Origin of the sequence: Sphingomonas sp. CFBP 13706 (assembly GCF_014842355.1) — a bacterium.
Lineage (GTDB): Bacteria > Pseudomonadota > Alphaproteobacteria > Sphingomonadales > Sphingomonadaceae > Sphingomonas > Sphingomonas aerolata.
Map to the genome: position 1 here is coordinate 372,294 of NZ_JACYVM010000004.1, position 26,282 is coordinate 398,575.

Here is a 26,282-nt window from a genome sequence, read left to right on the forward strand (position 1 = left end):
ACAGGTTCGAACACTCTCGACGCAGTCTTGTTCCGTTTGCGTCATGACGTCGAAATCGCCGGCGCCCGGCACGCGGAACTTATCGCGTTTTAAGCGCAACGCGACGGACGGACGTCGCCGGCTCCCGCACCAAAAAAAGGGGGCCCGTCGCGAACGACGAGCCCCCCGATACGCCCCGGTTCGATCAGAACCGCACGGTCGCCCCGACGGCGAGGTTGCGGCCCAGCGCGTCGTAGCGCGCGGGGATCGTATTGCTGCGTGCCAGGCTGATGTCATAGGAATTCGCCAGGATCGGCGGCGTCTTGTCGAGCAGGTTGTTCGCGATCAGCCGGAGCGAGAAGTCGCGCGACACGGCGAAGGTCAGCGCCAGGTCGAAATAATTCACCGGCGCGATCCTGTAGAAGGTCGTCCGCGCGCGGTCGGGCGTGCCGCCGATCGCCGGATCGCCCGAATTGTCCGCACTCGTCAGCGACCCGACATAGCGCCAGTTGAACGAGGTGCTGAAGATGCCGTCGCTCGTCGTATAGGTCGTCCGCAGCCCGTGCGACCATTTCGGCAGCAGCTGCCCACAGCCATTGCCATAATAGCCCGCACAATTGCGCTTGGGCTGGAGCGGCGAATCCTGCCCGCCGGCAAAGGTGGTCAGCGACCCGTTGAAGTTCCAGTCGATCTTGCCGGCCCCGCCGAGACCCAGCGTATACTGGCTCTGGAAGTCCCAGCCGCGCGCGATCGAGAAATAATAATTGGTCGTGCCCGCGCGGATGAAGCCGCTGGTCGGGTTGTTCGCGGCGGCGGCGTAGAGGATGCCTGTGCCGGGCTGGCGGACGATCCCCGAGCAGAAGAACGGGTCGCCGTTCGAGCGCTGGCAGCCATCGGTGTAATAGCTGTCGTCGTTATAGCCGAGCGAGTTGTTGATCTTGATCCGGTAGCGATCGACCGAGAAGACCAGCCCGCGCAGGAAGCTCGGCTTCACGACCAGGCCATAGGTCTGGGTATAGGCGGTTTCCGGATCCGCGGTGAACCCGCCCGATCGCACCGTGCACTGGTCGTTGGGGCACAGCAGGGTCGCGCTGCCATAGAGTGCGTCGGACAGCCCGGTCGCCGCGCACACCTCGCGCGAGGCGATCGGCGTGGTCGTGGTGATCGTCCGGCCGGGATTGGCCGGGTCCGCGATCTGGCGCGGCACGGGGGCGCAGAAGTCGTTCTGCGATCCGCCCTGCCGGCTATAGTTGATCGCGGTCGCCTGGCGGATCTCGAACACCGTCGGTGCGCGCTGCGCCTTGTTGAATGATGCGCGGAACGTCAGGTCGCTGACCGGGGCATAGGTGCCCTCCAGCTTCCACGTGTTGAAGGTCTTGGGATTGCTGCTGTATTTCGACACACGATAGCCGCCCGTGACCTGCAGCAGATGCGCGAAGCGGCGCTCCTCGATCAGCGGCGCCTGGACCTCGATGTTCGATTCCCACACGTCCTGGCTCAGGTTGAAATCCTCGCCGCCATTCTGCTCGCGGTAGATCGCATCCGCGGACGAGGCATAGCTGTCCTTGCGATATTCACCGCCCAGCGCGATCGCGACGCCCTGGTTCGCAAAGGGCGAGGTAATTCCGTATTTGCCGAGGTCGCCGGTCACCGACGACACGATGTCCCACAATTTGGCGACGCCGGTCGAGGTGCCACTGCGCGCGGTGAACAGGTAATCGGCGAGCGGTCCGCCGAGCGTCCCTGCGCTGAACGCGTTGAACGGGACACAGGCCGGGTCGACCCCCGACACGGTCGCCGCGCAGGTCGGCGTGCCGTTGACGCTGACGACGTTGAGCGAGCGGTTCACCCGGTCGAAATCGGCGTAATTGCCGAAGGTGATGTCCTGCTGGTTGCGCGAGAACACCCCGCCCAGATCATAGGTCCACGCCTCGCCGACGGTGCCGCGGATTCCCGCGGTCGCGCGGATCCCCTTGTTCAGATAGACGTCGGGCGAGAAGGGCAGGTCGTTGAAGCGATAGCGCACGTCGAGCGGCGCGAGCGCCGACGTCCCCGCCTGCGCACCGCAGATCGTGCTGGCCTGCGACGTCGACAGGAACGGATTGTTGCAGTTCACCTGGTACGGCGTGTCGCCATAGTTGGTGTAGCTGTAGACGCGCGTCGGATAGGGGTTCACCGACCTGTCGCGGAACCAGATCCCCGACCCATAGAGCTCGAGCTCGGGCGCGATCTTCGCGCTGACGAAGCCGCCCGCCGTATAGCGTTCGAATTCGCGCTGATAGGAATAGCCGTCATAGGGGTTGGCCGCGTTGCCCGCCCCTGCGCCGTAGGGCACGAAGCTGCGCGTGCCGGCGGGATCGTTGACATAGCCGACGCCGCTGTTCGCCCCGCTGCGCGGCGAGATATAGCCGCTCGGCGAATAGGTCGACAGCGAGCAGGACAGCGGGCCGTCCTTGCCGGTCTGGACCAGCTGGCATGCCGAGCTCGACCGTGCGTCATAGGGGACGTCATTGGCCTGGCGGTAATTGACGAAGCCCGACACGCGCAGCGCGCCGTCGAACAGCTTGGTGCCCGCGGTCAGCGTGACGTCGGACCGGCCGCCGTCATTGGTCAGCCCGCGCGGCGCCTCGAACGCGTTCGCGCGCGCCAGCGGCGACACGATCGTGTCCTTGTTCTCGTGATTGTAGAAGCTGTAATTGCCGTCGAGCTGGATCCCCTCGAAATCCTTCTTCAGGATGAAGTTCACCACGCCCGCGACCGCGTCCGATCCATAGACCGACGACGCGCCGCCGGTCAGCACGTCGACGCGTTCGAGCAGCGAGGGCGGAATGATGCCGACGTCCTGGCCGTTCTGCGTGCCCAGCCGCTTGCCGTCGACCAGCACCAGCGTCCGCTCGAAGCCCAAGCTGCGCAGCTTGATCCGCTGGCGGCCGTCCGAATCCTGATAGGTCTGCTGGCTGTCGGGCGACACCTGCGGCAGGCGGTTGAGCACGTCCTCGACGGTGATCGCCGCCTGCGCGCGGATGTCCTGCGCGGTGACCGAGGTGATCGGCGCGGCCGATGTCATGTTGGGCCGCTGGATCCGCGATCCGGTGACGACGATCATGTCGTCGGACACGGTCTTGGCCGTATCGCCCGCGGCGAACGCGGTCTGCGCATCGGCCTCGACCTTGGCCTGGGCCGGCGTCGCCGGGCTGTCTGTCGCGGTCTGCGCCACAGCGGGGATCGCCGTCAGCAACAGCGATCCGGCAAGTGCAATATAGGACGTGGTATGTCTGAAGTTCATGAAGGCCCCCTTGTCCGGCTGCGCGTTCGCGCTTGGTCCGGTTCCGGGGACATGAATTCTCCATTCTGACTTATATGACAATACCCAAATATGACCTCTTCATACGAATGTTGCGAGCATGTTCAGAATAGGCACTATTTCGGTTATCGAGAGCCATCGCCGTTCACCGTGGCGCCTCACATTGGCAGGCCGCCCGCCGACGAATCGTCGCGGGTGGCCGTTCGGCGGACTGTGAGAGGGCCGTACCGCTACCGGTACGGTGGACAGGCTAGCGTTTGGCGTTCCGCTTGCACGCAAAGGACCGGCGCAGCGCGTCGCGGACCACGAAGATCGGTGCGGCCTTCGCCTTCTTCCCCTTGGTGCGCAGATATTTGCGCGTCGTCGCCACCGCGTCGATCGTCGAGCCCTTGGTCGCCGAGGGGCAGATCTCGCGCGCCATCGACAGCGTGTCGAACGCGCCGAGGATATAGCCCGTGCAGAAGCTCGGCGCCGGGTCGGCATCCTTGCCGCGGCACTGCGCGATCAGCTCCTCGGTGGTCAGCGCGCTCACCACCACGGGGCGGTCGGCGCGAGCGGGGGTGCGGGCAGGAGTGGGAGCTGCGGCCACCGCAGCGAGCCAGAACAGGATCATGTCGGTTCGCTTTCCGCACCAGGGGTTGCCGCGACCGGCGTCGGCTTCAGATAGGGTAGCAGCCGCGCCCGCGGAAACACGTCGTCGAGCGTCCGGCTCTCGGGCAGGATATACACCACGCCGCCCTTGCGGCGGAACAGCGGGCTCAGCTGGCCGGTATAGAATTTGCTGCCGACATTGATGCAGCCAAAGCTGATCCGGTTGTCCTCCGGGCTCGGCGACACCAGTCGCTCGACCCGGCGTTCCTTCTTGTGCGTCGTGATCACCGCATGGATCGCGACCGAATTGGCATAGTCGACCCACAGCACCGACTGGCGTCCGAACGCGCGGCCGAACTTCGTGACGAACCGGCCCGCGGGCGTGGTCCGCTCGGCGGGCCCGATCTCGGCCAGATCCTTTGCGCCGACGCCCGGCGACGAATCGTCCCCGATCCCGACGCCGAGCAGCACCGGCGTCTGCCCGAGATACGCGCCCTTCGCATCGAACAGCAGCAGCGACGCCGCCTGCTTGTCGATCACCGCATAGGGCAGCCCTGCATTGTCCTTCGCCGCCGCGACCCAGGCCACGATATGGTCCGCGGCCGGCGACAGCAGCGGCAGCGCGAGCGGCACGACCGGGGCAGCCACCGCCGCCCCGCGCCGCGGCTTCGCGCGCGTCTTGCCGGCGGCCTTGCCAGCGGCCTTGCCACCAGTCTTCGCGGCGACCTTGGCGCCGGCAGCGGCCGCCAGCGGCACCGGCGCGGCGACGAGCGCCAGCGCCAGGCCGGCAAGCGCCGCCGCCCGGTACCGTCCCGGTAACGGCCCTCTCACGCGCAAGATCCTCTCACGATGGCGATCCTGCGCGGCGAAAGCCGTCCCGGGTATTGGCATGGAGCAGGGTCAGGCTCAGCCGCGCGGCTTGCGCTGGCGCTGCTGCATCTGCTGCTGCATCTTCTGCTCCATGCCGTCGACGCGACCGTTGATCTGGTCGATCCGCTGGCCGTTCTGCTGCGCCTGGCCGGCTGCGGCCTGGGCCTGGGTCAGTGCCTCGCCCGACGTGCCCTCGACGGTCCGCAGGCGGCCGTCCATGCCGTCGATGCGCGTGTTGACGGTCGCGATCTGCTCGCGGACAAAGCCCTTGGTGGCGCAACCGCCCAGCCCGATCGACCCGATCAGCAGGAGGGCAACCGTCGGATATTTCTGGAGACTCGTACGCATTTTCTTAACCTTTCCAAAAACTGGAACCTGCACTCAGCGATCACAATCGCGCGCTGACAATCGATTTTGGCCAGAATGTGCGTCTTCTGCGGTGGAGCAGGGGGGCCGGCAAACGCCGACGCTGGGCGACGACGCGCGGTTCATCTGCCCGCAACCTTTCGCCGGCCTTAGGCATTATCGCCGCGTCCCTTTTCATAGAGTTCGCCGGCCATGAAACAGATCCTCCCCGTCATCTTCGCGCTCGTCCCCCTCGCCGCGATGGTCGGCGCCTGCGTCACCTGCCCCTGAGCCGCTGGCGTTCCTGCCGCGGACATGAAAAAGGCCCGCCCGGATCGCTCCGGACGGGCCTTTTTCGATTTGGCCAGGAAAGGCGAGGGGGTTAGCCCTGTGCCTCTTCCTCCTGGTCGCGCGGGGCTTCGGCGGTCGCGCCGGGCTCTGCGTTCGGATCGTAATCCTCGACGAAGCCAGCCTCGTCACGCTCGAACATCGACGACATGACGTCGACGCCCTGAGCCTGCATCTCGGCTTCTTCCGGCGACCGGGCGACGTTGACCTTGACGGACACCGACACCTCGGGGTGGAGTGCAACCTTGACGGTGTACACGCCGATTGCCTTGATCGGCTTGTCGAGCACGATCGCCGACTTGCCGACCTTGTGACCATCGGCCACCAGCGCATCGACCAGATCGCGAACCGCGACCGAGCCGTAGAGCTGACCGGTGTTCGACGCCTGACGGATCAGGGTCACACTCGCGTCGGTGAAGGTCTTCGCTTCGGTCTCGGCATCGGCACGGCGCGATGCGTTGTCCGACTCGATCCGCGCACGGTTCGCTTCGAAAACCTTGCGGTTGGCTTCGTTCGAACGAAGCGCCTTCTTGTTCGGGAGAAGGAAGTTACGGGCATAGCCGTCCTTGACCTTCACCACGTCGCCGATGGCGCCGAGCTTTTCGACGCGCTCAAGCAGAATGACGTCCATGGGGGCGCTCCTTACTTAACGATGTAGGGCAGCAGGCCCAGATGACGCGCACGCTTGATGGCCTGGGCCAGTTCGCGCTGCTTCTTTGCGGCCACCGAAGTGATACGCGACGGGACGATCTTGCCACGCTCGGACACGAAGCCCTGCAGCAACCGGACGTCCTTATAGTCAATCCGGGGAGCGTCTTTGGCAGAGAACGGGCAGCTCTTGCGGCGGCGGAAGAATGGACGTGCCATGATTATTCAGCTCCCTCTTCGCGGTCACGACGGGGACCACGGTCCGGACGATCGCCGCGGTCAGGACGGCCTTCACGGCCACCTTCGCGGTCGCCACGACGCTCACGGTCGCGGTCCGATTTGCGCATCATCACGGTCGGGCCCTCTTCGAGCGTGTCGACCTTGACCGTCATGTAACGGATGATGTCTTCGTTGATCTGCGTCTGGCGCTCCAGCTCTGCGATCACGTTGCCCGGGGCATCGATCTCGAGCATCACATAGTGCGCCTTGCGGTTCTTGGCGATCTTGTACGCCAGCGAACGCAAGCCCCAGTTCTCGGTCTTTACGACCCGACCTTCGTTGTCGTTCACGATCTTGGTGGCGATTTCCGCCAGAGCGTCCACCTGCGCCTGTGCCAGATCCTGGCGCGCAAGGAACACGTGCTCGTAAAGAGCCATGTCTTGTCCTTCGTCTTGGCCGATCGCTGATACACGCCCCATGCGTGCACCCCTCCGGCTGTCGTCTAGAATGCAAACCGGGGCAAGAGACGCGAATCCCTCACCCCGGTTGCGACGGCCCTTACCCGATTATCGGGGAAAGGCAAGGTGTCCGTCCGTCTTCCCAACCCCTTCCGTCATCCGCTCCCTCCTCCGTCATCCTGACGAAAGTCAGGATCCAGAGTAACGGAGCGCCGCCCTGTCTGACCCTGGATCCTGACTTTCGTCAGGATGACGGGGTATATCGAGGACGGCGCTCATCTCAGGATGAAGATGTAATGGAGGCCCGGACCTTACCGGAATGCGCCACCACGCACCTGGACCACATTGCCGCGGCCGTTGACCAGCAGCGCGTCACGACCCGAACGGACCCACTGGCTGCCACGCGGCGGGGCGGCGAGGCGATAGTTGCGGTAGGTCGTGATCACCCGGTAGTTCTGCGCATAGCGGCGGTCGAACCGCTGGCCGGTGCGGAAATTGCGATACTGGTTCGGGCGGACGGTGGTCCGCTTGGTGACGACGGTGCGGCCATTGTTGTTCTGGCGCACGGTGGTCACTTCGCGACGCGCTTGCGCCTCGGCCGGAGCAGCGGCCAGCAGCGGGCTGGCGACGAGGGTGGCGGCAAGCGCGCTGAGGATGAACGTCTTCATGATACTCTCCCGTTGAAACACGGCGCCGATGCTGCGGCGTCCTCCATAATCTGGGGGCCGCTTGTCGCAGGCGCTTGTCGCAGGGGTCGCGAATTGGTCGCATTTTGTCGCAAACCCCACGGGTCCGTTCAGGTTCGCGCGGTTGCAACTCGGGCCACACCTTTCTAGTCCGCCCGCTTCAAAGAGGAGAGGTCATGCGCGCGTTCATCTTCCCCGGGCAGGGGAGCCAGTCTGTCGGCATGGGCAAGGCGCTCGCCGACGCCAGCGCCACCGCGCGCGAGGTCTTCGCCGAAGTCGACGAGGCGCTCGGCCAGAATCTGTTCCGACTGATGAGCGAGGGGCCGGCCGACGACCTCCTCCTCACCGAGAATGCGCAGCCCGCGATCATGGCGAACGCGATCGCCACGCTGCGCGTCGCCGAGAAGGAGGGCGGCCTGCGCCTCGCCGACAAGGCCGACTATGTCGCCGGGCACAGCCTCGGCGAATATACCGCTTTGTGCGCCGCGGGTGCGCTCGACCTGTCGACCACCGCGCGGCTGCTGAAGCTGCGCGGCCGGGCGATGCAGGCGGCGGTGCCGGTGGGCGAGGGCGCGATGGCCGCGTTGCTCGGCACCGACCTCGAAAAGGCGCAGCTGATCGCGGGTGCCGCGGTCGATTCGATCCTCGCCGAGGGCGGGGCCGAGCTGGTCTGCACCGTCGCCAACGACAATGACCCGTCGCAGGTCGTGATCTCGGGCCACCGCCTCGCGATCGAGAAGGCGATCGCGCTCGCCAAGGATCTCGGCGCCAAGCGCGCGGTCCTGCTCCCCGTCTCCGCGCCGTTCCACTGCCCGCTGATGCAGCCCGCCGCCGAGGCGATGGAAGCCGCGCTCCTCGACGCCGACCTCCGCGCGCCGCTGGTGCCGGTCTTCGCCAATGTCGACGCGGTCGCCGTCGCCAACCCCGGCGCGATCCGCCACCTGCTCGTCCAGCAGGTCACCGGCATGGTCCGCTGGCGCGAATCGGTCCTGGCAATGCACGCAGGCGGCGTAGGCCACTTCGTCGAATTCGGCGGCAAGGTCCTCGCCCCCATGGTAAAACGCACCGCCCCCGACGCCGAAACCACTAGCGTCATCACGATGGACGACATCGAGGCGTTGATTAAGCTACTGTAGATTTCGCGCAGAGGCGCAGAGGACGCAGAGCCCATGAAAGATATCGATGTGGTCAGCGGCGATGTCCTGGATGTCGCTCTGCGACTGCATCGTGATCTTGGACCGGGCCTGCTCAAAAGCGTCTATGAAGCGGTGCTTGCCGGTCGGCTGGCGGCGATGGGCTATCCTGTGGTCCGCCAGCGGCCAATCGACATCGCGTTCGAAGGCTTGCGCTTCGAGGCCGCATTTCGGATCGATCTTCTTGTCGACGACCGCCTTGTCGTCGAGATCAAATCGGTCGAGCGCCTTCTCCCCGTGCACGCAAAGCAACTGCTGACCTATCTCAGATTGACCAGACAGCCCGTCGGGCTGCTCATCAACTTCGGCGGCGCTACCCTGAAAGAGGGCGTCCGCCGCCTCGTTAACAACCACCGCCCCTCTGCGTCCTCCGCGTCTCTGCGCGAACCAATCTAGAATCGGAGTTAGAATGTTCGACCTCACAGGCATGACCGCCCTCGTCACCGGCGCATCGGGCGGGATCGGGTCCGAGATCGCCCGGGCCCTCGCCGCACAGGGCGCGCGCCTCGCCATATCCGGCTCCAACGCCGCCAAGCTCGACGCCTTCCTCGCCACCCTCGGCGGCGATCACGTCGCGCTGCCCTGCGACCTGTCCGACCCCGCCGCGGTCGACGCGCTCGTCCCCCAGGCGGTCGAAAAGCTCGGCAAGATCGACATCCTCGTCAACAATGCCGGCGTCACCCGTGACAATCTCGCGATGCGGATGAAGGACGACGAGTGGGACAGCGTCATCCGCGTCAATCTCGAGGCCGCGTTCCGCCTGATGCGCGCCGCCGCCAAGCCGATGATGAAGGCGCGCTTCGGCCGGATGATCTCGGTCACCTCGATCGTCGGCGTCACCGGCAATCCCGGCCAGGCGAACTATGCCGCGTCGAAGGCGGGGCTGATCGGCATGTCGAAATCAATGGCGCAGGAGCTCGCCAGCCGCGGCATCACCGTCAACTGCGTCGCGCCCGGCTTCATCACCTCGCCGATGACCGACGCGCTCCCCGACGCGCAGAAGACCGCGCTGACGACCAAGATTCCGGCCGGCCGGCTGGGCGAGGGTGCGGACATCGGCGCCGCGATCGTCTATCTCGCCAGCCGCGAGGCGGGCTATGTCACCGGGCAGACGCTGCACGTGAATGGCGGGATGGCGATGATCTGACGTCACGGATCCGCGGCATGAGCCGGGCTAACACCCGGTTTTCGCCCGCAATCGCGCAAAGCGACCCGGCAAGGCGATGAACTGACCCTTGCCACGAAACGGACCCCGTTCTACGGGCGTTCAGGAACTGGTAAAAACCCCCAAAGATAGAGGGAACGAACATGAGCGAGACCGCAGACCGCGTGAAGAAGATCGTCGTCGAGCATCTCGGCGTCGAAGCCGACAAGGTGACCGAAGATGCGAGCTTCATCGACGATCTGGGTGCCGACAGCCTCGACATCGTCGAGCTGGTCATGGCGTTCGAAGAAGAATTCGGCGTCGAGATCCCTGACGACGCGGCCGAGAAGATCGCGACCGTCAAGGACGCGATCACCTATATCGACGAGCACAAGGCCTGATCAGGGCTTGAGGTCCGATCCGTCGGGCTTGCCCTGGTGGCTATGATCTGAGCGGCTCCCCGTCCTTGGGCTAAGAGGGCGGGGAGCCGTTTCGTTTTGGAAGCATGTGGAGTTTGAGGTCATGCGGCGTGTCGTCGTAACCGGGCTAGGCCTGGTCACCCCCCTGGGGGCCGATGTTGAAACGGCTTGGGCGAACATTCTCGCCGGCAAGTCGGGGGCGGGCCCGATCACCCGGTTCGATGCGTCGGACCAGGTCTGTCGCATCGCCTGCGAGGTGAAGCCCGCAGACCATGAATATGGCTTCGATCCCGCCAAGCGCGTCGACCACAAGGTCCAGCGCCAGGTCGATCCCTTCATCATCTATGGCATCGACGCCGCGGGCCAGGCACTCGAAGACGCCGGCCTGACCGAGATGACGGTCGAGGAAAGCTGGCGCGCGGGCGTGTCGATCGGCTCGGGCATCGGCGGCCTGCCGGGCATCGAGAGCGAATCGATCGTCCTCCACACCAAGGGGCCGCGCCGCGTCTCGCCGCACTTCGTCCATGGCCGTCTGATCAACCTGATCTCGGGTCAGGTCTCGATCAAATATGGTCTGCGCGGACCCAACCACGCGGTCGTCACCGCCTGCTCGACCGGCGCGCATGCGATCGGCGACGCCGCGCGGATGATCGCGATGGACGATGCCGACGTGATGCTCGCGGGCGGCGCGGAGGGCACCGTCTGCCCGCTCGGCATCGCCGGCTTCGCCCAGGCGCGCGCACTGTCGACCAACTTCAACGATTCGCCCGAAAAGGCCTCGCGTCCCTATGACAAGGACCGCGACGGCTTCGTGATGGGCGAGGGCGCGGGCGTGCTCGTGCTCGAGGAATATGAACACGCCAAGGCGCGTGGCGCGAAGATCTATGCCGAGGTGATCGGCTATGGCCTGTCGGGCGACGCCTATCACGTCACCGCTCCGCATCCCGAAGGCGACGGCGCGTTCCGTTCGATGCAGATGGCGATCAAGAAGTCGGGCCTCAAGCTCGAGGACATCGACTACATCAACGCGCACGGCACCTCGACGCCGATGGGCGACGAGCTCGAACTCGGCGCGGTCCGCCGGCTGTTCGGCGATGCGATCTCGGGCCTGTCGATGTCGTCGACCAAGTCGGCGATCGGGCATCTGCTCGGCGGCGCCGGCGCGGTCGAGAGCATCTTCTGCATCCTCGCACTGCGCGACCAGATCGTGCCGCCGACGCTCAACCTCGACAATCCGAGCGACAGCTGCATCGGCGTGGACCTCGTGCCGCACGTCGCCAAGAAGCGCGAAGTCCGCGCGGTGCTGAACAACTCGTTCGGCTTCGGCGGCACCAACGCCTCGCTGGTGATGACGCTGGTCAAGTAACCGCTGCGCCCCGGCGAAGGCCGGGGTCCAGTTGGGTGAATGGTGCTTTTATCGGAGGGCCTGCCCAACTGGGCCCCGGCCTTCGCCGGGGAACTTTAATGCGCAAGGTCGGCTGTTTCGGAGTGATCCTCGCCCTCGTGGCGATCGTCGCGCTGTTCCTCGTCGTCCAGGGCTGGGGCGGCGCCGGTCCGGCCGCGCGCACGCTCACCGTCCAGGTGCCGCAGGGGTCCAGCCTCGCCGCCGCTGCGACGGAGCTCGAAAAGGCCGGCGCGATCCGCTCCGCCAGCCGCTTCCGCCTCTACGCGCGCATCTTCGGCTCGGGCGATCCGATCAAGGCGGGCGAATATCGCATCCCCGCACAGGCCAGCCCGTCCGACATCCTCAAGCTGATGCAGGGCGGCAAGGTCGTCCAGCGGCTCGTCGCGGTCCCCGAGGGCTATCCCTCGGTCCTCGTCCACGACGCGCTGATGAAGGCCGACGGCCTGACCGGCACCGTGCCCGTCCCCGCCGAAGGCTCGATCCTGCCCGACAGCTATGCGTTCGAACGCGGCGACACGCGCGCCACGGTCGTCGCGCAGATGCAGTCGGCGATGACCGCGTACCTCGCCAAGGCCTGGGCGGCGCGCAAGCCGGGCATCGCGGTGGCGACCCCCGAACAGGCGATCATCCTCGCCTCGATCGTCGAGAAGGAAACCGGCAAGCCGTCCGAGCGTCGCATGGTCGCCGCGGTCTATGGCAACCGCCTGCGCGTAGGCATGCCGCTCCAGGCGGATCCGACGGTGATCTATCCTATCACCAAGGGGCGCCCGCTCGGCCGCCGCATCCTGCGTTCCGAACTGCAGGCGAAGAACGGCTATAACACCTATGCCAGCCCCGGCCTGCCGCTCGGCCCGATCGCCAATCCCGGCCGCGCCTCGATCGACGCGGTGCTCGACCCGGCGCAGACCCAGGCGCTGTATTTCGTCGCGGACGGCACCGGCGGCCATGTCTTCGCCGACACGCTCGACCAGCACAACGCCAACGTCCGCAAATGGTACGCGATCCGCAAGGCCCGCGGCGAGATGTAGCGCGATCGTCACCCCGGCTTCAGCCGGGGTGACGATCTGCACGCTTACCCCCGCAACGCGTTGGCCGCGCGTGCCTTCATCTCGATCTCGGCCATCGTGCCGCCGGTCACCCAGCTCCCGCCGACGCACAGCACCGGCTTGAACGCCAGCCACTCGGGCGCGCTGGCCTCGGTGATCCCGCCGGTCGGGCAGAACCGCGCCTGATAGAACGGCGCCGCCAGCGCCTTCAGCGCCTTCAGCCCACCGCTCGCCTCCGCCGGGAAGAACTTGAAATGCGTGAGGCCGAGGTCGAGCCCGGTCATGATGTCCGCGGCATTGGCGATACCCGGCAGGAACGGCACGCCGCTCTCGATGATCGGCGTCGCGAGCCGCTCGGTCAGGCCGGGCGAGACGATGAACTCGGCGCCCGCGTCCATCACCTCGGCGAACTGGCGCGTGTTGACGACGGTTCCCGCACCGACGATCGCGCCCTCGACCTTCTTCATCTCGGCGATCGCCTCGAGCGCGGCGCCGGTGCGCAGCGTCACCTCGAGCACGCGCAGGCCGCCCGCGACCAGTGCCTCGGCGAGCGGGCGGGCGAGCGCCGCGTCCTCGATCACCAGCACCGGGATGACGGCGCTGGTCTGCATGATGTCTGCGATGGTTGCGGTCATTGCGTGTGTTCCTGTGCGAAGGCAGCCGCGGCGCCGAACAGGCCGGGCTGGGGATGGGTGATCAGCTTGACGGGCATTGCCGCCATCATCGTCTGGAACCGGCCCTTGGCGACGAAGCGCTGGTCGAAGCCCGAGCGGACCAGACGGTCCTTGATCCGGAAGCCGAGCCCGCCCGCGATCACGACCGCCTTGGCGCCCTGCGCGAGCGCGAGATCGCCCGCCACTGCGCCAAGCGCGAGGCAGAAGCGGTCGAGCGCTGCGAGCGCGATCGAATCGGTGCCGTCGATCGCCTCGGTCCAGATCGTCCGGTCGTCGCGGCTGGGCACCGACCGCCCCTCCATCTCGGCCAGCGTCTCGTAGATCGCGACGATCCCCGGCCCGGCAACGACGCGCTCGGCGGAGACCCGCGTGAAGGTCTTGCGCAGCCGCTTGAGCAGCGCATCCTCGATCCCGTCGAGCGGGGCGAAGTCCATGTGACCGCCCTCGGTCTCGAGCACCTGGTACCGGTCGCGGTGCCGCAGCAGCTGCGCGACGCCCAAGCCGGTGCCCGGCCCGCAGATCGTCGTGATCCCCTCGGACGGCAGCGGCGTGTCGGGGCCGCACAGATGGATGAAGTCGCTGTCGGGGACCTGCGCGACGGCATGGCCGACCGCGCCGAAATCATTGACGACGACCCACTGGTCCGCGTTCAGCCGCTCGGTGATCAGCGACTTGCGGATGATCCACGGATTGTTGGTCAGCCGGATCACGTCGTTGGCGACCGGCGACGCGACCGCGATGCCCAGCGCGCGGGGCAGGGGCCGTCCCAGCCCCGCCTCGAACGCCTGATAGGCGGTCTGCAGCGACGCGTGGTCCGCGGTCTTCATCGTCACCGGCTCGCCCAGCTTGACGACGCGGCCATTCTCGACCTCGGCAATCGCAAAGCGCGCATGCGTCCCGCCGATATCTGCCGCTACGATTTCCATTGGTCTCTCCCGATCCTTGATCTCTTATCGTCGTTCGTCCTGAGCGACGTCGAAGGACATCGCCCGGAACGAACGGTAGGCGCGGGCTCTAGAGCCCCGCGCCCGCCAGCATCGCCGACGCGCCCTTCTCGGCCTCGTCGGCCAGCCCGCGGAACATGCCGAACAGCTCGCGGCCCATGCCGCTGACCGCGGGCGGCAGCGTCACCATCTCGCGCGTCGCCCATACGTCCGCATCGACCAGCGCCTCGAGCGTGCCGTTCACGGCATCGACGCGGATCATGTCGCCGTCGCGGATCAGCCCGATCGCGCCGTCGAGCAGTGCTTCCGGCGAGCAATGGATCGCGCACGGCACCTTGCCGCTCGCGCCCGACATGCGGCCATCGGTGACCAGCGCCACCTTGAACCCGCGATTCTGCAGCACGCCCAGCGGCGGGGTCAGCTTGTGCAGCTCGGGCATCCCGTTCGCGCGCGGCCCCTGGAAGCGGACGACGACGACGACGTCCTTTTCCAGCTCGCCGCGCTTGAACGCCTCGATCACGTCGAGCTGGTCGTCGAACACCATCGCGGGTGCCTCGACGATCCAGCGCTCGCGCTCGACCGCGGACACCTTGATGCACGCGCGGCCGATATTGCCCGCGAGGATCCGCATGCCGCCATCCGCCGAGAACGGCGCAGTCGCGGGGCGCAGGATCGTCTCGTCACCGCTGTCGGGCGTGTAGCGCCACTCGAGCGCGCCGTCCGCGACGACCGCGGTCTTCGCATAGGCCGACAGGTCCTGCCCGCCGATCGTCATGATGTCGCCGTGGAGCAGCCCTTCGCCCAGCAGTTCGCGGATCACATAGGGCATGCCGCCCGCCGCCTCGAACGCGTTCACGTCCGCCGAGCCATTGGGATAGACACGCGCGATCAGCGGCACCGCGGCCGACAGGCGATCGAAATCCTCCCAGTCGATCACGATCCCCGCCGCGCGCGCGATCGCGGGGACGTGGAGCAGATGGTTGGTCGACCCGCCCGTCGCGAGCAGGCCGACCGCCGCATTGACGATCGCGCGCTCGTCGACGCAGCGGCCGAGCGGCCGGTAATCGTCGCCGCGCGCGCCGATCTTGGCGAGCCGGTGGACCGCCGCACGCGTCAGTTCCTGGCGCAGCTTCGTGCCCGGATTGACGAACGCCGCGCCCGGCATGTGGAGGCCCATGACCTCCATCATCATCTGGTTGGTATTGGCGGTGCCGTAGAAGGTGCAGGTGCCCTTCGAATGATAGGCGCCGATCTCCGCCTCGAGCAGTTCCTCGCGGCCGACCAGCCCTTCGGCGAACTTCTCGCGCACCGCGGCCTTGGCCTTGTTGGGCAATCCGGTCGGCATCGGCCCGCCCGGGATCAGCACCATCGGCAGATGCCCGAAGCGCAGCGCGCCCATCAGCAGCCCCGGCACGATCTTGTCGCAGATGCCGAGCAGCGCCGCGCCCTCGAACGTGCCGTGGCTCAGCGCGATCGCCGTGCTCAGCGCGATCGTGTCGCGGCTGAACAGCGACAGCTCCATCCCCGGATAGCCCTGCGTCACGCCGTCGCACATCGCCGGCACGCCGCCCGCGACCTGCGCGGTGGCACCGGCCTCGCGCGCCCAGACCTTCATCAGTTCGGGATAGCGGTAATAGACCGCATGCGCCGACAGCATGTCGTTATACGCCGTCACGATGCCGATGTTCATGCCGGCATCGGCCTTCATCGCATCGCGGTCCTCCTCGGTCCCCGCATAGGCATGCGCGAGGTTCGCACAGCCCAGCGACGGCCGGCGCACCTGCGCCTCGCCCTCGCGGTCGATCAGCGCGAGATAGGCGGCGCGGCTGTCGCGCGACCGTTCGATGATCCGGTCGGTGACCGCGGAGACGACGGCGTTCAGCATCTCAGGCGGCCCAGTGGATGTCGACGGGCAGCTCGACCTCGGCCAGCACGCGCCCGATCGGATACTTGGACGACGGACCCTGCTCGATCGCCTGTTCGAGCAGGGTCTTCTTCTCCTCGCCGGTGATCATGATCATCAGCGCCTTGGACGACGCGATCGCCGCCGCGGACAGCGTCACGCGCGCAACCGGTGCCTCGGGCGGCAGCGGCTCGGGCATCACGCCCACCGCGCGGCGTTCCTTGGGACCGCTCAGCGCCTCGTCGAAATCGGGGCCGGGGAAGATCGACGCGGTATGGCCGTCGGTACCCATGCCGAGCAGGCAGAAGTCCAGCGGCCAGTGCAGGTCCTGCATCAGCGCATCCGCCGAGCGGCCAGCGGCCTTATAGTCGGAGATCGCATCGGGGACGATCGGCTTCACCCGCGCACCCTTGGGCAGGAAGATCTTGGCGAGCGCGGTGACGTTCGACATCGGATCGCCCAGCTTCACGATCCGCTCGTCGCCGGGGATGATCGTGACCTTCTTCCAGTCGAGCTTGGCCTGGGCGAGCTTCTCATACGCCGCCATCGGCGTCTTGCCGCCCGCCAGCGCGATCACCGCCGAGCCGCGCGCGTCGAGCGCGCTCTCGATGACGAACTGGATGTCGCCGGCAACCGCGGCTGCGAGCTCCTCGGTGTCCTCGTAATCCCACCATTCGATCTCGGTCATATGCTCAAACTCACTTAGAAATTAGTGTTCGTGCCCAACAGTTCAGGTCGTGTCCGCCAGTCCCGTTCGCACCTAGCAGTCCCGTTCCTACTCAGCGGCCCGTTCGTACCAACCAGTCCCGTTCGTACCGAGTAGGGATCGAGCGAAGCCGAGAGCCCGTATCGAGGTACAATGCCACAACCGGGCCGATCCCTCGATACGCCATCTCGACAAGCTCGACGGCTACTCGGGACGAACGGAGGAAAACATGCTCAGTCGTCCTGCCAGGTCACGCCGTCGCGCTCGGTCAGCGCGATCGCGGCGGACGGGCCCCAGCTGCCCGACGGATAGCTTTTGGGCTTCATTCCGTTCGCTTTCCAGCCCTCGCGGATCGCATCGATCCAGGTCCACTGCGCCTCGACCTCGTCACGCCGCACGAACAGCGTCTGGTCGCCCTCGATCAGGTCGAGCAGCAGCCGCTCATAGGCGATCCGCCGGCGCGTACCCGCAAACTCGGCGTCGAGGCTGAGGTTCAGCGGCACCTCGCGCAACCGCACCCCCTCGCGGTCGAGCCCCGGTTCCTTCGCCATCACCAGCAGCTGGACATGCTCTTCGGGCTGCAGGCGGATGATCAGCATGTTGGGCTGGAGCAGCCCGCCGCGCCCTGCGAACATCGAATGCGGCACCGCCTTGAACTGGATCGCGATCTCGCTGCCGCGCGCCGCCATCCGCTTGCCGGTGCGCAGGTAGAAGGGCACGCCCTGCCAGCGCCAGTTGTCGACATGCGCCTTGATCGCGACGAACGTCTCGGTGGTCGAGGTTTGGCCGAGCTCCTTCGAATAGCTCTTCACGAACTTCCCGTTGACCGCGCCCTCGGCATATTGCCCGGTCACGGTGACGTGCGGCGCCTCCTCGGGCTTGATCAGCCGGAGCGATCGGAACACCTTCGACTTCTCGTCGCGCACGTCGGTGCCCTCGAACCGCGCCGGCGGCTCCATCGCGATCAGTGCGAGCAGTTGCAGGATATGGTTCTGGACCATGTCGCGCAGCGCGCCCGCGCTCTCGTAATAGCCCGCGCGCTCCTCCAGCCCGACCGTCTCGGAGATCGTGATCTGGACGTTGTCGATGCCTTGCGCGTTCCACACCGGCTCGAAGAACGAGTTGCCGAAACGCAGCGCGAGGATGTTCTGGACGGTTTCCTTGCCCAGATAATGATCGATCCGGTAGGTCCGGTTCTCGGGAAACGCCTTGGCGACCGCGTCGTTGATCTCGCGGCTCGTCGGCAGGTCATAGCCGAGCGGCTTTTCCAGCCCGACGCGGACCGTCTCGCCCGCCAGCCCGACCTTATGCAGCCCCTCGATCGCCGATTCGAACAGCGACGGCGCGGTCGACAGATAGATGGCGAGCCCGCCCGAAATGTCGCCGATCTTGTCCGCCAGCGGCTGGAAGCTCGCCGGATCGGACAGGTCGGTCGGCTGGTAATGCACGCGCTCGAGGAACGCGTCGATCGTCCCCGCATCCTTGCGATCGTCCTTCAGATACTCGTCGAGCGCGGCTCTCGCAAAGGTGCGATACGCCGCGTCGTCGTGATCGTGACGCGCCGCGCCGGTGATCGTCAGCCCCTCGGGCAACAGCCCGTCGGCGTGCAGGCCATAGAGCGAGGGCAACAGCATCCGCTGCGCGAGATCGCCGGTGGCGCCGAACAGGAGCAGCTTGGCTACGGGATTACGGTGCATGAGAGCTCCTGGGTCAGTCGGTCTTACGAAACCAGACCGGCGACCGGGTCGACCCCGGCCATGATGTTGAGATTCTGGACCGCGGCGCCGCCGGCGCCCTTGCCCAGATTGTCGAGTGTCGCGACCAGCCGCGCGTGACCGGTCGCATCGTTGCCGCAGACGCGCAACGTCAACCGGTCGGTTCCGGCATTTTCCTCGATCGCGATCGCCGCCGCATCGCCCGCGGCCACGGTCACGAGCGCCGCGCCGTCATAGGCCTGTCGCAGCACGTCCTCGACCGCCGCCAGCGTCGGCCGGCCGGGCAGGGCATGAAGGTGCAACGGAACCTCGACGACCATCCCGCGATAGGTGTTGGCGACCGCGGGCGCGAAGATCGGCGCATGCGTCAGCGCGGCATGCTGCGTCATCTCGGCGATATGCTTGTGCGCAAGGCCCAGCGCATAGGCGCGGAACGCGGTCGGGGTGGCGCCGGCCGCCTCGAACTCTGCGATCATCGCCTTGCCGCCGCCCGAATAGCCCGACGTCGCGTTGACGCTCAGCGGATGGCCCGCCGGCAGCAGCCCGGCCGCGACCAGCGGCGCGACGAGCGCGAGGAACCCGGTCGGATAGCAGCCGGGGTTCGACACCCGCGTCGCCGCGGCGATCCGCGCGGCCTGGCCCGGCAGCTCGGCGAACCCATAGGTCCAGCCCGGCGCGACGCGGTGTGCGCTCGACGCGTCGATCACCCGCGTGCGGTCATTGTCGATCAGCGCGACCGCTTCGCGCGCGGCATCGTCAGGCAGGCAGAGGATGACGAAATCGGCATCGTTGAGCGCCGCGCGCCGCGCCGCGGGATCCTTGCGGTTCGCCTCGTCGAGCAAGGCGATCTGGATGTCGGACCGCCCGGCGAGCCGGTCGCGGATCTCGAGCCCGGTGGTGCCTGCCGCACCGTCGATGAACACCGTCGCGGTCATGCCGCCACCGCCTTGCCGTCCGGCAGGTCGAGCGCGTCGATCTCGACATAGCCGACAAGGCCGTGCGGCTGCGCGACGCCCCAGGCGGACGATCCCGCAATCTCGAGCACTTCGATCGTGTCGCCGACCGCCAGCGCGGTGACCGGCTCGCTCGCCGTGTCGCGGCCCGCGCGCAGCGTCGCGGTGCGCGCGACCAGCCGGACCATCGGCACCGCATAATGCGGCGCGAAGACATGCTCGGCGAGGCGGATGTCGGCAATGTCGCGGCGGACCGCATGCGTGCGCAGGTCGAGATCGACCGAACGCCCGGTCAGCGCGAAACTCTGGCGACGCGAGTCGGCAGAATCACGCGGCTGAATGACGCCGTCAGGCTGTCGCGGCGCGGGGCGCGGCGTCGTTATCGCCGATGAACTGCCCGAATTCTTCAAGAAAATCTGCCCCTTCACTCGTCCGCGCGACGAAGATGTTGCGCTTGTCGCTATCGTCGCGTTGCCGGCGCAGATAGCCGAGGGCACCCAATCTGTTCAAGGCGCGCGTGACGACGGGCTTTGATACGTTCAGTGCACGCGCCAGACCGCGCACCGTATGCGGGCCGGGTTTGAGATAGACGAGCAGCAAAAGCGCCATCTGGCGATTGGTCAGATCCGGTTCACCCGAACGGACATAATCGACCAGAGCCGTCATCCACGTCGATAGAGTATTGACTGCCATTGATGCCACAGCGTTGATCCGCCATCTGAATTTCAGGGTCTACGTCCCGTTAAGGAACGTCATTACGCTGTCACAACGCCCGCCCGCACGGCTTGTTTCCGTGTGTTTTGGTGTAGCGTGCGATATCCGGAGCCCGGGATGCGGTTGATCGTTGCCGCCGGCTCGCCTATGTGCGCGGCTTCGTAAAAGTTCCGGGGTTTTCCGCGCAATGTTCGCCTTCCTGCTTGTCATCCACGCGATCATCGCGGCCGCCCTCGTCACCGTGATCCTCATGCAGCGGTCGGAAGGCGGCGGTCTGGGCATGGGCGGCAGTCCCTCGGGGCTGATGTCGGCCCGCGGCGCCGCCGATTTCCTGACGCGCGCAACGGGCGTGCTCGGGACGATGTTCGTGCTGTTCTCGATCCTGCTCGCGATCCTCGCGGCGAATCACCGCAGCACCGACATCGACACGTCGCTCGCCCGCACGCCGGCGGCCGCCGCCACCGCGGTCCCAACCGCGGAGCCCAAGGGCGATGCGGCACCGTTCGCCGGTGGTGCAGAGAATGCCGGCGCCGCCGCACCGGCGCCCGCCGACAATGGCGCGGTCCCGCTCGCCCGCTAAACACTCCATTCGCCGACAAAAGCGCCCTGCGTGATCCGCGGGCGCTTGTCGTTCGTCCCCAACACACGCTACGAGACTCTTCCCATGGCTCGGTACATTTTCATCACCGGGGGCGTGGTATCGTCGCTCGGTAAAGGTCTCATGGCGGCATCGCTTGCCGCCCTCCTCCAGGCACGCGGCTACAGCGTCAGGATCCGGAAGTTCGATCCGTATCTGAACGTCGATCCCGGCACGATGTCGCCCTATCAGCACGGCGAGGTCTATGTGACCGACGACGGGGCCGAGACCGATCTCGACCTCGGTCACTATGAACGCTTCACCGGCGTGCCCTCGCGCCAGTCGGACAACGTCACCTCCGGCCGCATCTATCAGCAGATCATCGCGCGCGAACGCCGCGGCGACTATCTCGGCGCGACGGTGCAGGTCATCCCGCACGTCACCGACGCGATCAAGGCGTTCGCGCGGGCCGAGACCGACGATGTCGACTTCGTGCTCTGCGAGATCGGCGGCACCGTCGGCGACATCGAATCGCTCCCCTTCATCGAGGCGATTCGCCAGCTGAAGAACGAGGAAGGGCGCGGCAAGGCGATCAGCATCCACGTGACTTTGGTCCCCTACATCGCCGCCGCGGGCGAGCTGAAGACCAAGCCGACCCAGCATTCGGTCCGCGAACTCGCAGCACTCGGCGTCCAGCCCGACGTGCTCGTCTGCCGCTGCGAACACCCGCTGCCGCCGTCGGAGCGCGCGAAGATCGCGCTGTTCTGCAACGTCCCCGCCAGCGCGGTCATCCCCGCGCTCGACGCGAAGAGCATCTATGCGGTGCCGCTCCAGTATCACGGCGAGGGCCTCGATATCGAGGTGCTGCGCGCGTTCGGGATCGAACCCGCCGCCGCGCCCGACCTGTCGCGCTGGACCGAGATCATGGACCGGCTGACCAATCCGCAGGGCGAGGTCACGATCGGCGTGGTCGGCAAATATGTCGGGCTGCAGGACGCGTACAAGTCGCTCAACGAGGCGCTGGTCCACGGCGGCATCGCCAACCGCGTCAAGGTCAACGTCCGCTGGATCGACGCCGAGCTGTTCGAGAATGCCGAAAGCGACATCGCCGGCCAGCTCGAGCCCTGCGACGCGATCCTCGTCCCCGGTGCGTTCGGCGAACGCGGCGCAGAGGGCAAGATCGCCTCGGTCAAGTTCGCACGCGAACGCAAGATCCCCTATTTCGGGATCTGCTTCGGGATGCAGATGGCCTGCGTCGAGGGCGCGCGCGGTCTCGGCGGCGTCCCCGATGCCTCGTCGACCGAATTCGGCCCGACCGACAAGCCGGTGGTCGGCATGATCACCGAATGGATGGGCCGCGAGGGTCTCGAGACGCGCGCGGCCGAGGGCGATCTCGGCGGCACGATGCGGCTCGGCGCCTATGACGCCAAGCTCGACGGCAACAGCGTCGTCGCGGCGATCTATGGCGGCACCGACATCTCGGAACGCCATCGTCACCGCTACGAGGTGAATACGGGCTACAAGGACGTGCTCGAACAGGGCGGTCTGGTCTTCTCGGGCATGTCGCCCGACGGCACGCTGCCCGAGATCGTCGAGCGTCCCGACCATCCCTGGTTCGTCGGCGTCCAGTTCCACCCCGAACTCAAAAGCAAACCCTTCGACCCGCACCCCCTGTTCGCCAGCTTCATCGAAGCCGCGGTCAAACAGAGCCGCCTCGTCTGACCAAACCGGGCGCCCCCAGGGGCGCACGCCAAAGCGAAGTATCGATCACGCAAAGGCGCAAAGGCGCAAAGGGACCCAAAATCTTAGCGCCTCCGCGCCTCCGCGCGAACAAATTCTTCTAAATCCGAACCCCAGACACAAAAAAAGCGCCCGGACCCAAAGGATCCGGACGCCCCACAGCGCTGACCAAAAATCAGGCAGCCTGATCGACAGCAACCGTATCGACCGCAGCCAGCGGCGCGCCGGTCTTGATCGCGATGCTCTTCGGCTTCATCGCCTCGGGCACCTCGCGGACCAGGTCGATCACCAGCAGCCCGTCGTTCAGCCGCGCATCCTCCACCAGCACGAAGTCAGCCAGTTCGAAGCGCCGCTCGAACGAGCGGTTGGCGATGCCGACATGGAGCAGCTGGCCCTCGGGCGCGCGCTCCTCCTTCTTGCCCGCGACCAGCAGCAGGTTCTGCTGCGCGGTGATCGCGATCTCGTCGCGCGAGAAGCCGGCGATCGCCAGCGTGATGCGGTAACGGTCCTGCGCGATCCGCTCGAGGTTGAACGGCGGGTAATTGTCGGACGTCGCGCCGCGCGCGTTCGTCTCGATCATGTCGAACAGCCGGTCGAACCCGACGGTCGAACGGCGATAGGGGGTAAGGTCGAGTCGCATGGTCAAATCCTCGTCTTGAGCAATCCAACATCAGCCCTGGCCCGCCTGTGCGCGGCCCGGGCACACGGCCCATCAGGCGCCGTGCGGCAGTGATCTGGTAAGCCCGCCAGACGCTTCAAGATCGCCCCGCCAAGATTTTTTCCGCGCCCCCGATAGCGCAGCTTTGCCCCCGCAAAGCCGTTCCAGATTGAACTCCCACCAAATCAATGGATTTTTAGCGCCAAGGTTCAAGGGAGACGATCATGGCCCATATTTTCGCGATGCTGGTCGCCGCACAGGCGGCCGCATCACCGCTGCCGGCACCCGCCGATCAGGCCGCACCCGCGCCGCAGGACACACAGCGCGACACCGGCCGACTCGGCGCGGCACAGCAGGGCGGGGGAGACATCGTCGTCACCGCGCGCCGCCGTGCCGAGACGATCCAGAGCGTGCCGATCGCGATGTCGGTGATCGGCGGCCACGCGATCGCCGACACCGGCGCGTACAACGTCAACCGCATCACGCAGCTTCAGCCGACGCTGCAATTCTACTCGACCAACCCGCGCAACTCCGCCGCCAACATCCGCGGGCTCGGCGCGCCGTTCGGCCTCACCAATGACGGCATCGAACAGGGTGTCGGCATCTATGTCGACCAGGTCTATTACAGCCGCATCGCGTCGGCGACGTTCGACTTCACCGACACCGAACGGATCGAGATCCTGCGCGGGCCGCAGGGTACGCTCTACGGCAAGAACACCACCGCGGGCGCGATCAACATCTACACGCGCAAGCCCAGCTTCACCCCCGAGGCGCGGATCGAGCTCACCACCGGCAATCTCCGCTTCGTCCAGGCCAAGGCGTCGGTGTCGGGCCCGCTCGTCGACGACCGGCTCGCGATCCGGCTGTCCTCGTCGATCACCCGGCGCGACGGCACGATCCGCAATCTCCGCACCGGCAAGGACGTCAACGCGCAGGACAATCAGAGCCTGCGCGGCCAGCTCTTCTGGCACGCGACCGGCAATCTCGATCTCACGCTGTCTGGCGACTATAATCACCAGAACCCCGATTGTTGCGCGCAGATCTTCGCACGCGTCGGCACCACGCAGCGGCCCGTGTCGCGGCAATATGACGCGCTCGCCGCCGCGCTCAACTACACCCCGCCGTCGCGCGACGCGTTCGACCGCGTGACCGATCTCGACACCCCGCTGCGCGCACGCCAGGAACTCGGCGGCGCCGCATTGCTCGCAGAATGGGATCTCGGACCCGTATCGCTGACCTCGGTCTCGGCATGGCGCATCTGGGACTGGAAGCCGTCGAACGACCGCGACTTCATCGGTCTGCCGATCACCTCGGTCTCGGCCAACCCGTCGCAGCAGGAACAGGTCAGCCAGGAGGTCCGCCTCTCGTCGAACGGCCGCAACACGGTCGATTACGTCGCCGGGCTGTTCTACTTCCACCAGACGATCGACACGCAGGGGCTCCAGGTCCAGGGCGCCGCCGCGAGCCGCTATCTGCTCAACCCGACCAGCGCGAACGCGTCCAACCCCGCGGTGCTCGACGGCCTGACCGCGACCAACACGATCGGCTTCAAGAACACGTCGGCGGCCGGGTTCGGCAAGGTGACTTGGCACATCGCCGACACCCTCTCCTTCGCCCCCGGCCTGCGCGTCAATTACGACAGGAAGACCGGCTCCTATGTCTCGGTCGTGACGACAGGGACGGGGGCGGGGGCAGGGGCGGTACTCAACTGCTCGACGCCCGCGCAGGCAGCCAGCTCGGTCACCCGCGACCGGTGCAGCACGCTAGCGCCCCAGGTCTACACCCCCGCCTTCGACGACTGGAACGTGTCGGGCGACGCGACGCTCGCCTATGACGTCGCCCAGGACATCCACGCCTATGCGACCTATGCGCGCAGCTACAAGTCGGGCGGCATCAACCTGTCGGGGCTCCCGCTCGACGGCGCGAACAACCCGATCCTTGCCTCCGCGACGGTCAAGCCCGAGACGGTCAACCATTACGAACTCGGCCTCAAGACCCAGTTCCTCGACCGCCGCGTGACGCTCAACCTCGCGGGCTTCTGGACCGAGATCAACGATTACCAGGCGACCGTCACCAACGGCCAGCTTGGGGTTCTGCGCGGCTATCTGGCGAATGCGGGCAAGGTGCGGACGCGCGGGTTCGAATTCGACTCGGCGTTCCGCCCGACGTCGCGCTTCAACCTCTACGTCAACGGCGCCTATACCGACGCGAAATATGTCCGCTTCGTCGATGCGCCATGCCCGCCCGAGCTGTCGGGCGGCACCACCGCCACCGCGGGCCAGAGCCCAAGCCCGGCAGGAACCCCGGGCGGGATCAGCCCCGCAAACTGCGACATTTCGGGCCAGCGCCTGCCGGGCATCTCGAAATGGGCCTTTTCCTACGGCGCGGAATACGACCTGCCCGCGCGGATCGGCGGTCTCGATGGCCAGGTCTATCTCGGCTATGACGGCAGCTACCGCTCGACCTTCTCGTCCAACCCGTCCGCCTCGGCCTATACCGACATCAAGGGCTATGCGCTCGGCAATGTCCGGCTGGGGTTCCGCGGCGAGGACCGGCTGAACGTCTTCGGCTGGGTCCGCAACGTCTTCGCCAAGGATTATTACGAATTGCTCGCGCTGCAATCGGGCAGCACGGGGCTGGTCGTCGGCCAGCCGGGCGATCCGCGGACTTACGGCGTCACGATCTCGCGCTCGTTCTGATACGGTTCACAAACGCTGCTCTACTCTATCTGCTATAAAGAGAGATCCGGGCGAAGGGTGAGAATTGGAAGCTCCCACTCTTCGTCCGGTGCCTGTTGCACTTCGGGGGTTCCGGGAACGGCGAATAGTGTATTCGTTGTAAGGAAAATGCCCCGGACAAGCAAACGCCCGGACCGTTTCCGATCCGGGCGCCTGCGTGACGATCGCTCGTCAGCCCCCATTTTGTCGCTTCCGCTCTGCACCTTCGGTGCGGCGTCAAAGCATTCCCCGAACCACGGCCGTTGCCTGTGTCTCAGCGAGGTTTTTGCTAAGTAATTGCGTGGTGTTTGTCACCCTGTTTGCGG

General features: G+C 66.5%; 26 protein-coding genes. 9 read left to right on the top strand and 17 right to left on the bottom strand.

Features of this window, described 5'->3' with window-relative positions; translation table 11 throughout:
- Positions 1-184: 184 nt before the first annotated feature.
- The 8 genes from IFS44_RS10520 to IFS44_RS10555 form a co-directional block, all read right to left on the bottom strand.
- On the bottom strand, positions 185-3,265 hold the full coding sequence (locus IFS44_RS10520) for a TonB-dependent receptor domain-containing protein (RefSeq protein WP_192098409.1): 3,081 nt from the start codon (positions 3,263-3,265) through the stop codon (positions 185-187).
- A gap of 268 nt (positions 3,266-3,533) precedes the next feature.
- A complete protein-coding gene (locus IFS44_RS10525; protein WP_031393653.1) occupies positions 3,534-3,896 on the bottom strand; it encodes a Rap1a/Tai family immunity protein in 363 nt (120 codons plus the stop codon).
- Positions 3,893-4,705, bottom strand: coding sequence for a hypothetical protein (locus tag IFS44_RS10530; protein WP_192098410.1), 813 nt, complete (start codon positions 4,703-4,705; stop codon positions 3,893-3,895). The genes IFS44_RS10525 and IFS44_RS10530 overlap by 4 nt, the downstream gene beginning before the upstream one ends.
- Positions 4,706-4,780: 75 nt before the next feature.
- Complete coding sequence (locus IFS44_RS10535; RefSeq protein WP_031393980.1) at positions 4,781-5,092, bottom strand: hypothetical protein; 312 nt, start codon at positions 5,090-5,092, stop codon at positions 4,781-4,783.
- 379 nt (positions 5,093-5,471) lie between these two features.
- Positions 5,472-6,068: a 50S ribosomal protein L9 gene (gene rplI, locus IFS44_RS10540; protein ID WP_031440825.1), complete on the bottom strand. Its 597-nt coding sequence runs from the start codon at positions 6,066-6,068 to the stop codon at positions 5,472-5,474.
- A gap of 11 nt (positions 6,069-6,079) precedes the next feature.
- A complete protein-coding gene (gene rpsR / locus IFS44_RS10545; RefSeq protein WP_031393978.1) occupies positions 6,080-6,304 on the bottom strand; it encodes a 30S ribosomal protein S18 in 225 nt (74 codons plus the stop codon).
- Between the two features lie 2 nt (positions 6,305-6,306).
- Positions 6,307-6,741 (bottom strand): 30S ribosomal protein S6, encoded by a 435-nt coding sequence (rpsF, locus tag IFS44_RS10550; RefSeq protein ID WP_031393977.1) that lies wholly within the window; start codon positions 6,739-6,741, stop codon positions 6,307-6,309.
- Between the two features lie 332 nt (positions 6,742-7,073).
- Positions 7,074-7,430: an RcnB family protein gene (locus IFS44_RS10555; RefSeq protein WP_192098411.1), complete on the bottom strand. Its 357-nt coding sequence runs from the start codon at positions 7,428-7,430 to the stop codon at positions 7,074-7,076.
- A gap of 194 nt (positions 7,431-7,624) precedes the next feature.
- Between IFS44_RS10555 and fabD the strand changes: the two genes are divergently transcribed.
- From fabD to mltG, 6 genes are all read left to right on the top strand, one after another.
- The gene (gene fabD, locus IFS44_RS10560; protein WP_192098412.1) at positions 7,625-8,584 is read left to right on the top strand and encodes an ACP S-malonyltransferase; all 960 of its coding nucleotides are present in this window, start codon (positions 7,625-7,627) and stop codon (positions 8,582-8,584) included.
- Between the two features lie 33 nt (positions 8,585-8,617).
- Positions 8,618-9,037 carry a GxxExxY protein gene (locus tag IFS44_RS10565; RefSeq protein WP_192098413.1) on the top strand — a complete coding sequence of 140 codons (420 nt, stop codon included), beginning with the start codon at positions 8,618-8,620 and terminating at the stop codon, positions 9,035-9,037.
- A 13-nt stretch (positions 9,038-9,050) separates the two neighbouring features.
- Positions 9,051-9,788, top strand: coding sequence for a 3-oxoacyl-[acyl-carrier-protein] reductase (fabG, locus tag IFS44_RS10570; RefSeq protein WP_031440821.1), 738 nt, complete (start codon positions 9,051-9,053; stop codon positions 9,786-9,788).
- 161 nt (positions 9,789-9,949) lie between these two features.
- A complete protein-coding gene (locus IFS44_RS10575) occupies positions 9,950-10,186 on the top strand; it encodes an acyl carrier protein (RefSeq protein ID WP_031393971.1) in 237 nt (78 codons plus the stop codon).
- A 121-nt stretch (positions 10,187-10,307) separates the two neighbouring features.
- A complete protein-coding gene (fabF, locus tag IFS44_RS10580; protein ID WP_031440820.1) occupies positions 10,308-11,570 on the top strand; it encodes a beta-ketoacyl-ACP synthase II in 1,263 nt (420 codons plus the stop codon).
- Between the two features lie 98 nt (positions 11,571-11,668).
- Positions 11,669-12,637, top strand: a complete 969-nt coding sequence (gene mltG / locus IFS44_RS10585; RefSeq protein ID WP_031440819.1) for an endolytic transglycosylase MltG — start codon at positions 11,669-11,671, stop codon at positions 12,635-12,637.
- Positions 12,638-12,681: 44 nt separating this feature from the next.
- Here the strand turns inward: mltG and eda are convergent, their stop codons facing one another.
- The 8 genes from eda to IFS44_RS10625 form a co-directional block, all read right to left on the bottom strand.
- Positions 12,682-13,290 carry a bifunctional 4-hydroxy-2-oxoglutarate aldolase/2-dehydro-3-deoxy-phosphogluconate aldolase gene (gene eda / locus IFS44_RS10590; protein ID WP_031440818.1) on the bottom strand — a complete coding sequence of 203 codons (609 nt, stop codon included), beginning with the start codon at positions 13,288-13,290 and terminating at the stop codon, positions 12,682-12,684.
- A complete protein-coding gene (gene glk, locus IFS44_RS10595) occupies positions 13,287-14,255 on the bottom strand; it encodes a glucokinase (protein WP_031396123.1) in 969 nt (322 codons plus the stop codon). The genes eda and glk overlap by 4 nt, the downstream gene beginning before the upstream one ends.
- A gap of 88 nt (positions 14,256-14,343) precedes the next feature.
- A complete protein-coding gene (gene edd, locus IFS44_RS10600) occupies positions 14,344-16,158 on the bottom strand; it encodes a phosphogluconate dehydratase (RefSeq protein WP_192098414.1) in 1,815 nt (604 codons plus the stop codon).
- Between the two features lies 1 nt (position 16,159).
- Positions 16,160-16,864, bottom strand: coding sequence for a 6-phosphogluconolactonase (gene pgl, locus IFS44_RS10605; protein ID WP_031396120.1), 705 nt, complete (start codon positions 16,862-16,864; stop codon positions 16,160-16,162).
- A gap of 251 nt (positions 16,865-17,115) precedes the next feature.
- Complete coding sequence (gene zwf, locus IFS44_RS10610) at positions 17,116-18,579, bottom strand: glucose-6-phosphate dehydrogenase (RefSeq protein WP_192098415.1); 1,464 nt, start codon at positions 18,577-18,579, stop codon at positions 17,116-17,118.
- 23 nt (positions 18,580-18,602) lie between these two features.
- Complete coding sequence (gene argC, locus IFS44_RS10615; protein ID WP_192098416.1) at positions 18,603-19,532, bottom strand: N-acetyl-gamma-glutamyl-phosphate reductase; 930 nt, start codon at positions 19,530-19,532, stop codon at positions 18,603-18,605.
- Positions 19,529-19,960 (bottom strand): hypothetical protein, encoded by a 432-nt coding sequence (locus IFS44_RS10620; protein WP_244650148.1) that lies wholly within the window; start codon positions 19,958-19,960, stop codon positions 19,529-19,531. Before IFS44_RS10620 ends, argC begins: the two co-directional genes overlap by 4 nt.
- Positions 19,899-20,216 (bottom strand): MarR family transcriptional regulator, encoded by a 318-nt coding sequence (locus IFS44_RS10625; protein WP_031395049.1) that lies wholly within the window; start codon positions 20,214-20,216, stop codon positions 19,899-19,901. The genes IFS44_RS10620 and IFS44_RS10625 overlap by 62 nt, the downstream gene beginning before the upstream one ends.
- A 235-nt stretch (positions 20,217-20,451) precedes the next feature.
- Between IFS44_RS10625 and secG the strand changes: the two genes are divergently transcribed.
- Both secG and IFS44_RS10635 read left to right on the top strand, forming a co-directional pair.
- Positions 20,452-20,844, top strand: a complete 393-nt coding sequence (gene secG, locus IFS44_RS10630; protein WP_031395050.1) for a preprotein translocase subunit SecG — start codon at positions 20,452-20,454, stop codon at positions 20,842-20,844.
- Positions 20,845-20,928: 84 nt separating this feature from the next.
- A complete protein-coding gene (locus IFS44_RS10635) occupies positions 20,929-22,563 on the top strand; it encodes a CTP synthase (RefSeq protein ID WP_031395051.1) in 1,635 nt (544 codons plus the stop codon).
- Positions 22,564-22,756: 193 nt separating this feature from the next.
- Here IFS44_RS10635 and IFS44_RS10640 read toward each other — a convergent pair whose 3' ends face one another.
- Positions 22,757-23,221, bottom strand: a complete 465-nt coding sequence (locus IFS44_RS10640) for an Hsp20 family protein (RefSeq protein ID WP_056405621.1) — start codon at positions 23,219-23,221, stop codon at positions 22,757-22,759.
- Between the two features lie 242 nt (positions 23,222-23,463).
- Here IFS44_RS10640 and IFS44_RS10645 point away from each other — a divergent pair, with 242 nt between their 5' ends.
- On the top strand, positions 23,464-25,938 hold the full coding sequence (locus tag IFS44_RS10645; RefSeq protein ID WP_192098417.1) for a TonB-dependent receptor: 2,475 nt from the start codon (positions 23,464-23,466) through the stop codon (positions 25,936-25,938).
- Positions 25,939-26,282 lie beyond the last annotated feature (344 nt).

What these genes read in the sequence shown, in the direction of transcription:
- IFS44_RS10520 (WP_192098409.1), bottom strand. Translation starts at nt 3,265, where the DNA reads ATGAACTTCAGACATACCACGTCCTATATTGCACTTGCCGGATCGCTG.
- IFS44_RS10525 (WP_031393653.1), bottom strand. Translation starts at nt 3,896, where the DNA reads ATGATCCTGTTCTGGCTCGCTGCGGTGGCCGCAGCTCCCACTCCTGCC.
- IFS44_RS10535 (WP_031393980.1), bottom strand. Translation starts at nt 5,092, where the DNA reads ATGCGTACGAGTCTCCAGAAATATCCGACGGTTGCCCTCCTGCTGATC.
- rplI (WP_031440825.1), bottom strand. Translation starts at nt 6,068, where the DNA reads ATGGACGTCATTCTGCTTGAGCGCGTCGAAAAGCTCGGCGCCATCGGC.
- rpsR (WP_031393978.1), bottom strand. Translation starts at nt 6,304, where the DNA reads ATGGCACGTCCATTCTTCCGCCGCCGCAAGAGCTGCCCGTTCTCTGCC.
- rpsF (WP_031393977.1), bottom strand. Translation starts at nt 6,741, where the DNA reads ATGGCTCTTTACGAGCACGTGTTCCTTGCGCGCCAGGATCTGGCACAG.
- IFS44_RS10555 (WP_192098411.1), bottom strand. Translation starts at nt 7,430, where the DNA reads ATGAAGACGTTCATCCTCAGCGCGCTTGCCGCCACCCTCGTCGCCAGC.
- fabD (WP_192098412.1), top strand. Translation starts at nt 7,625, where the DNA reads ATGCGCGCGTTCATCTTCCCCGGGCAGGGGAGCCAGTCTGTCGGCATG.
- IFS44_RS10565 (WP_192098413.1), top strand. Translation starts at nt 8,618, where the DNA reads ATGAAAGATATCGATGTGGTCAGCGGCGATGTCCTGGATGTCGCTCTG.
- fabG (WP_031440821.1), top strand. Translation starts at nt 9,051, where the DNA reads ATGTTCGACCTCACAGGCATGACCGCCCTCGTCACCGGCGCATCGGGC.
- IFS44_RS10575 (WP_031393971.1), top strand. Translation starts at nt 9,950, where the DNA reads ATGAGCGAGACCGCAGACCGCGTGAAGAAGATCGTCGTCGAGCATCTC.
- fabF (WP_031440820.1), top strand. Translation starts at nt 10,308, where the DNA reads ATGCGGCGTGTCGTCGTAACCGGGCTAGGCCTGGTCACCCCCCTGGGG.
- mltG (WP_031440819.1), top strand. Translation starts at nt 11,669, where the DNA reads ATGCGCAAGGTCGGCTGTTTCGGAGTGATCCTCGCCCTCGTGGCGATC.
- eda (WP_031440818.1), bottom strand. Translation starts at nt 13,290, where the DNA reads ATGACCGCAACCATCGCAGACATCATGCAGACCAGCGCCGTCATCCCG.
- glk (WP_031396123.1), bottom strand. Translation starts at nt 14,255, where the DNA reads ATGGAAATCGTAGCGGCAGATATCGGCGGGACGCATGCGCGCTTTGCG.
- edd (WP_192098414.1), bottom strand. Translation starts at nt 16,158, where the DNA reads ATGCTGAACGCCGTCGTCTCCGCGGTCACCGACCGGATCATCGAACGG.
- pgl (WP_031396120.1), bottom strand. Translation starts at nt 16,864, where the DNA reads ATGACCGAGATCGAATGGTGGGATTACGAGGACACCGAGGAGCTCGCA.
- zwf (WP_192098415.1), bottom strand. Translation starts at nt 18,579, where the DNA reads ATGCACCGTAATCCCGTAGCCAAGCTGCTCCTGTTCGGCGCCACCGGC.
- argC (WP_192098416.1), bottom strand. Translation starts at nt 19,532, where the DNA reads ATGACCGCGACGGTGTTCATCGACGGTGCGGCAGGCACCACCGGGCTC.
- IFS44_RS10625 (WP_031395049.1), bottom strand. Translation starts at nt 20,216, where the DNA reads ATGACGGCTCTGGTCGATTATGTCCGTTCGGGTGAACCGGATCTGACC.
- secG (WP_031395050.1), top strand. Translation starts at nt 20,452, where the DNA reads ATGTTCGCCTTCCTGCTTGTCATCCACGCGATCATCGCGGCCGCCCTC.
- IFS44_RS10635 (WP_031395051.1), top strand. Translation starts at nt 20,929, where the DNA reads ATGGCTCGGTACATTTTCATCACCGGGGGCGTGGTATCGTCGCTCGGT.
- IFS44_RS10640 (WP_056405621.1), bottom strand. Translation starts at nt 23,221, where the DNA reads ATGCGACTCGACCTTACCCCCTATCGCCGTTCGACCGTCGGGTTCGAC.
- IFS44_RS10645 (WP_192098417.1), top strand. Translation starts at nt 23,464, where the DNA reads ATGGCCCATATTTTCGCGATGCTGGTCGCCGCACAGGCGGCCGCATCA.